At 43.2% G+C, this 6,391-nt stretch carries 5 protein-coding genes; 4 read left to right on the top strand and 1 reads right to left on the bottom strand.

The genetic code is table 11. The features are described from left to right. Positions 1-685: T9SS type A sorting domain-containing protein (locus HQ49_RS03160; RefSeq protein ID WP_152569129.1), on the top strand; the 685-nt coding region annotated here is incomplete at its 5' end. Between the two features lie 250 nt (positions 686-935). Here the strand turns inward: HQ49_RS03160 and HQ49_RS11175 are convergent. After that, positions 936-1,049 carry a DUF1661 domain-containing protein gene (locus HQ49_RS11175; protein WP_235290046.1) on the bottom strand — a complete coding sequence of 38 codons (114 nt, stop codon included), beginning with the start codon at positions 1,047-1,049 and terminating at the stop codon, positions 936-938. Here HQ49_RS11175 and HQ49_RS12025 point away from each other — a divergent pair. The 3 genes from HQ49_RS12025 (at position 997) to HQ49_RS03150 (ending at position 6,210) form a co-directional block, all read left to right on the top strand. Further along, positions 997-1,113, top strand: coding sequence for a DUF1661 domain-containing protein (locus HQ49_RS12025; protein ID WP_235290045.1), 117 nt, complete (start codon positions 997-999; stop codon positions 1,111-1,113). The genes HQ49_RS11175 and HQ49_RS12025 overlap by 53 nt on opposite strands. Before the next feature lie 508 nt (positions 1,114-1,621). Beyond that, the gene (locus tag HQ49_RS03155; RefSeq protein ID WP_039418408.1) at positions 1,622-4,675 is read left to right on the top strand and encodes a SusC/RagA family TonB-linked outer membrane protein; all 3,054 of its coding nucleotides are present in this window, start codon (positions 1,622-1,624) and stop codon (positions 4,673-4,675) included. Between the two features lie 29 nt (positions 4,676-4,704). Next, positions 4,705-6,210 carry a RagB/SusD family nutrient uptake outer membrane protein gene (locus HQ49_RS03150; RefSeq protein WP_039418388.1) on the top strand — a complete coding sequence of 502 codons (1,506 nt, stop codon included), beginning with the start codon at positions 4,705-4,707 and terminating at the stop codon, positions 6,208-6,210. Positions 6,211-6,391: the final 181 nt, after the last annotated feature.

Below are 6,391 nucleotides of genomic sequence, written 5' to 3'. Positions count from 1 at the left end.
TCAGATCGTATGGCGTTCTAACGATACGGGTTCGTCCGGTATGCCTTCTCTTGTGATGGATGTTCTTGGCAACGAGTCTGCCGACCGTTTGTGGATCTTTACGGAGCCGGGTCTTTCTTTCGGTTTCGACAACGGCTGGGATGGTCGCAAGCTGCCGGAGAAGGGACTTTCACAGCTTTATGCGCTGTCGGATATCGGCAATGATAAATTCCAGGTTGCGGCTGTTCCTGAGTTGGATAATCTGCAGATCGGCTTCGATGCAGATAAGGATGGTCAATACACATTGGAGTTTGCCCTTTCTGATCATTTTTCGAAAGGGGCTGTATATCTGCACGATCTTCAGACCGAATCCAAGCACCGTATAACGAATACCACTTCGTATTCATTCGAGGCCAAACGAGGGGATTCGGGTGCACGATTCCGACTCTCGTTTGATGAGGCCGGCGTTGATTCGGAGGAAATGTCTGTTGTGGTTGGTACGGTTGGAAAGCGGATTGTTGTTAGCAACAACAGTGCCCATGACTACACAGTGCAAATTTACACCACTGACGGTAAGCTATTGTTCCGCGGGGATGTAAAGGCCGGAGGCAAGTCGATGACAGAAGCTCTGACTGATGGAGCGTATGTTGTCAGTCTTCATAGTCCTACTACAGCTACTGACGTAAGGAAGCTAATCGTTAACTGATGAGNGTCGATGACAGAAGCTCTGACTGATGGAGCGTATGTTGTCAGTCTTCATAGTCCTACTACAGCTACTGACGTAAGGAAGCTAATCGTTAACTGATGAGCTGAACAGATCGAGCATCATAGGAGGAGGAATGCTAAAATAGTTTCCTTTTGAAAGAGCTGTCTTAGCTTGATCTCAGCTTATAATAAGGAAGGAGCTGCAAATTGAACGATTTGTAACTCCTTCCTGCTTTTTCGTGAGTTCGATCTCAAGTGACCATGAAAAACACGTCCCGGAAATTCTCCGCTTGCGGTCTGTATTTTCCGGAAATGTGGAGCGAGATTTTTTTCGTTGTGGCGCGTAAATTTTTTCTTTCCCGCACCAAAGCGAAAATTTTCTCGCGCCATGTTTTTCGGCGTGTCGGTCAAGCAATTTTTCGCGCGTAAAGCGATCTTTTCTTTAGGGGGGCATGCTTTATCAGGAATCCGGCGAGAGGAATTATTGTTTATAACTTGTCCTCCAAAATGTCTGAACAGGATGTGGAAATTATCAATGCTCTCTTGATAATCTGCTGCTGTTTATATATAAGAAATCGCTCTGTTTTATCTGCTATTACGAAGGTGTTTGTACCTCCTTGGAGCTTCTGTTTTGTCTCAGGGTTTCGGCAATAAGCATGTAAGATGGCCAAAAGTGCGTTTTTTGTAAGGTTTGCGTGTCAAATGGACAGCCCTTCCGGATTATTAGATCAAAAAAAGAGAAGAGGATTAGTCTGGTTGCATTTTTTTATTTAGTTTTGTCGCTGTCCGTATCATAGGGTAGTTGTGGAAGTTTCGTATACCCGTGCCTGTGGCCGGTGGGGGCTTTCTGACACTTTCCTTGGTTAAGGGCAAAGCCGGAAAGATAAGGAAACAACATAACAGTAATAATTTTAAGTTTAACGCAAAAGAAAAGTCTATGAAAAGAATGACGCTATTCTTCCTTTGCTTGCTGACGAGCATTGGGTGGGCTATGGCCCAGAATAGAACCGTGAAGGGTACGGTTATCTCCTCCGAAGATAATGAACCCCTGATCGGCGCGAATGTCGTGGTTGTCGGAAACACCACTATCGGTGCTGCGACCGACTTGGATGGTAACTTCACGCTCAGCGTGCCCGCCAATGCCAAGATGCTGAGAGTGTCCTACTCCGGTATGACTACCAAAGAGGTTGCCATTGCTAACGTAATGAAGATCGTTTTGGATCCGGACTCTAAGGTCCTGGAGCAGGTAGTTGTATTAGGTTATGGTACGGGGCAGAAGCTCAGCACCGTTTCCGGTTCTGTAGCCAAGGTGTCCAGTGAGAAGTTGGCGGAGAAACCTGTTGCCAACATTATGGACGCCCTTCAGGGTCAAGTAGCCGGTATGCAGGTCATGACTACATCCGGTGACCCTACAAAGGTTGCAGACGTAAAGATTCATGGTACAGGGTCGTTGGGGGCAAGCTCTGCACCATTGTATATCGTGGATGGTATGCAAACTTCTTTGGATGTTGTGGCTACGATGAATCCGAATGATTTTGAATCTATGTCCGTTTTGAAAGATGCTTCTGCAACATCTATTTATGGAGCTCGTGCTGCAAACGGAGTCGTTTTCATTCAAACGAAGAAAGGTAAAATGGGCGAGAGAGGTCGTATTACCTTTAATGCCAGTTACGGGATTTCTAAAATCCTGAATACTAAGCCCCTTGATAATATGATGACCGGAGATGAATTGCTAGATTTTCAGGTGAAGGCAGGTTTTTGGGGGAACAATCAAACCGTTCAGAAGGTTAAGGATATGATCCTTGCCGGAGCTGAAGATTTGTATGGCAATTATGATTCTTTGAAAGATGAGTATGGTAAGACATTGTTCCCGGTGGATTTTAATCATGATGCAGACTGGCTCAAGGCTTTGTTTAAAACAGCACCTACCAGTCAAGGTGATATTTCTTTCTCCGGAGGGTCTCAGGGAACTTCATATTATGCCTCTATAGGCTACTTCGATCAGGAAGGTATGGCTCGTGAACCGGCAAATTTTAAGCGTTATAGTGGCCGGCTCAACTTCGAAAGTCGTATCAACGAATGGCTGAAAGTTGGTGCAAATTTGTCTGGTGCGATAGCGAATAGACGATCTGCCGACTATTTTGGAAAGTATTATTTGGGGTCGGGTACTTTCGGTGTGTTAACGACGCCTCGTTATTATAACCCTTTTGATGTGAATGGGGATTTGGCAGATGTCTATTACATATATGGAGCTACCAGACCTTCTATGACAGAACCGTACTTCGCAAAAATGAGACCGTACAGTTCAGAATCACATCAGGCCAATGTAAATGGTTTCGCCCAGATTACTCCGATTAAAGGCCTTACTTTAAAGGCGCAGGCTGGTGTTGATATTACTAATACTCGCACTTCTTCTAAGAGAATGCCCAATAATCCGTATGATTCTACGCCTCTTGGGGAAAGAAGAGAAAGAGCTTATCGAGATGTTAGCAAGTCTTTTACAAATACGGCCGAATATAAGTTTTCAATTGATGAAAAACATGATCTTACAGCATTGTTGGGGCATGAATATATTGAATATGAAGGGGATGTTATTGGGGCATATTCTAAAGGATTTGAAAGTGATAAGTTGATGTTACTGAGCCAGGGAAAAACCGGAAATAGTTTGTCTTTGCCTGAGCACAGGGTCGCTGAATATGCCTATTTGTCTTTCTTTAGTCGTTTTAATTACGGTTTTGACAAATGGATGTATATAGATTTCTCTGTTCGTAATGACCAATCTTCTCGATTCGGATCCAATAATAGAAGCGCGTGGTTCTATTCTGTCGGTGGAATGTTTGACATATATAATAAATTCATTCAAGAAAGTAATTGGCTCAGTGATCTTCGACTGAAAATGAGTTATGGTACAACGGGTAACTCGGAAATTGGTAATTACAATCACCAAGCACTCGTTACTGTGAACAATTATACCGAAGATGCTATGGGGCTTAGCATTTCTACAGCAGGCAATCCCGACCTCTCGTGGGAAAAGCAGTCTCAGTTCAACTTCGGTTTGGCTGCAGGGGCTTTCAATAATCGCTTATCTGCAGAGGTAGATTTCTATGTCCGCACTACGAATGATATGTTGATTGATGTCCCGATGCCTTATATCAGTGGTTTCTTCTCACAGTATCAGAATGTAGGCTCTATGAAAAATACGGGTGTAGACCTTTCTCTTAAGGGGACGATCTACCAAAATAAGGACTGGAACGTATATGCTTCTGCGAATTTCAACTACAATAGACAGGAAATAACAAAGCTTTTCTTCGGTCTCAATAAGTACATGTTGCCTAATACCGGTACTATATGGGAAATTGGGTACCCCAATTCGTTCTATATGGCTGAATATGCCGGAATCGACAAAGAAACCGGTAAGCAGTTGTGGTATGTTCCTGGTCAAGTCGATGCGAATGGTAATAAAGTTACAACAAGCCAGTACTCAGCTGATTTGGAGACACGAATTGATAAGTCTGTTACTCCTCCTATTACAGGTGGTTTCTCCTTAGGTGCTTCTTGGAAAGGACTTTCATTAGATGCTGATTTTGCCTACATCGTTGGTAAATGGATGATCAATAATGACCGTTACTTTACAGAGAATGGAGGTGGATTGATGCAATTAAATAAAGATAAAATGCTATTGAATGCCTGGACAGAGGATAATAAAGAAACAGATGTTCCAAAATTGGGACAGTCTCCTCAGTTTGATACGCATTTGTTGGAGAATGCTTCTTTCCTGCGTTTGAAGAATCTCAAACTCACCTATGTACTCCCCAATAGTCTTTTTGCCGGGCAGAATGTGATTGGTGGAGCTCGTGTCTATTTGATGGCGCGCAATCTGTTAACTGTTACGAAGTATAAAGGCTTTGACCCTGAAGCAGGGGGGAATGTGGGACAAAATCAATATCCTAATTCTAAGCAGTACGTTGCGGGTATTCAGTTGTCTTTCTAGGATTTACTTATTCTTAAGAAACATTTGATATGAAAAAAATAATTTATTGGGTTGCGACAGTTTTCTTAGCAGCGAGCGTATCCTCTTGCGAGCTTGACCGCGACCCCGAAGGAAATGATTTCCAACAGCCATATACTTCTTTCGTGCAGACGAAACAAAACAGAGATGGTCTTTACGCACTTTTGCGTAATACTGAAAATCCACGAATGCATTTTTATCAGGAACTTCAATCCGATATGTATTGCACTACCATTACTGATGGTAACACCTTAGCTCCGTTCGTGAATTGGGATCTAGGCATACTTAACGACCATGGACGTGCTGATGAGGGCGAAGTCTCCGGTATAGCTGGCTACTATTTCGTATACAATCGACTAAATCAGCAAGCGAATGCTTTTGTTAACAATACGGAAGCTGCATTGCAGAATCAAGTGTATAAAAATTCCACCGAGATCGCCAATGCTAAGAGCTTCTTGGCGGAAGGAAAAGTTTTACAGGCATTGGCTATTTGGCGACTGATGGATCGTTTTAGCTTCCATGAAAGCGTGACAGAAGTTAATTCCGGTGCGAAAGATCTTGGCGTTATTCTGTTGAAAGAATATAATCCTGGTTATATCGGTCCCCGTGCAACGAAGGCACAATGTTATGATTACATTTTGTCACGTTTGTCTGAGGCTATTGAAGTTTTGCCCGAAAACAGGGAGAGCGTTCTTTATGTAAGCCGTGATTACGCCTATGCCCTCCGAGCAAGAATTTACCTCGCCTTGGGTGAATATGGAAAAGCTGCAGCGGATGCTAAGATGGTTGTTGATAAGTATCCTTTGATTGGTGCAGCAGATGCTTCTGAGTTTGAGAATATTTATCGATCAGATGCTAATAATCCTGAAATTATTTTTCGTGGTTTTGCTTCTGCGACTCTTGGCTCGTTTACTGCTACGACACTAAATGGTGCTGTGCCAGCAGGTAAGGATATAAAATATAATCCGAGCGCAGTTCCTTTCCAATGGGTAGTGGATCTTTATGAAAACGAAGATTTCCGCAAATCCGTCTATATCGCGAAAGTTGTGAAAAAGGACAAGGGGTATTTAGTAAATAAATTCCTTGAGGACAAGGCTTATCGTGATGTTCAGGATAAGCCAAGCCTTAAAGTCGGAGCTCGTTATTTTAGCGTTGCTGAGGCCTACTTAATCTTGGTAGAGTCTGCTCTTCAGACTGGAGATACCCCAACAGCCGAAAAATATCTCAAGGCTTTGAGTAAAGCTCGTGGAGCAGAAGTTTCAGTCGTTAATATGGAAGCACTGCAAGCAGAGCGTACGCGTGAGCTTATAGGTGAGGGTAGTCGTTTGCGTGATATGGTCCGCTGGAGTATCCCTAATAATCATGATGCTTTTGAGACTCAGCCTGGTTTAGAAGGTTTTGCAAATACTACTCCTTTGAAAGCTCAAGCTCCTGTAGGCTTTTATGCATATACTTGGGAGTTCCCACAGCGAGATCGACAAACTAATCCGCAGCTAATAAAGAACTGGCCGATATAATTCAGTTGTAGATCTAGCTATGAAGTATGGGGCTGCATCAAAATTTTTTTGTCGCAGCCCCTATCTTTTCATACTCATAATACGAGGAAGCCCCAACTTTCACAAGCTAGGGCTTTGTTCGTCTGTCAATTTTTAGAAAATTGGAGGGGGGAATCAATAAATTAATGGGTGAAAAGTTGTG

This window comes from Porphyromonas gulae (assembly GCF_000765945.1).
GTDB lineage: Bacteria > Bacteroidota > Bacteroidia > Bacteroidales > Porphyromonadaceae > Porphyromonas > Porphyromonas gulae.
The sequence above is the reverse complement of the archived record's forward strand: the minus strand, read 5'-3'. Positions and strand labels throughout refer to the sequence as shown.

Coding starts and splice junctions, on each gene's coding strand:
- HQ49_RS12025 (WP_235290045.1), top strand. CDS start 997: ATGTGGAGCGAGATTTTTTTCGTTGTGGCGCGTAAATTTTTTCTTTCC.
- HQ49_RS03155 (WP_039418408.1), top strand. CDS start 1,622: ATGAAAAGAATGACGCTATTCTTCCTTTGCTTGCTGACGAGCATTGGG.
- HQ49_RS03150 (WP_039418388.1), top strand. CDS start 4,705: ATGAAAAAAATAATTTATTGGGTTGCGACAGTTTTCTTAGCAGCGAGC.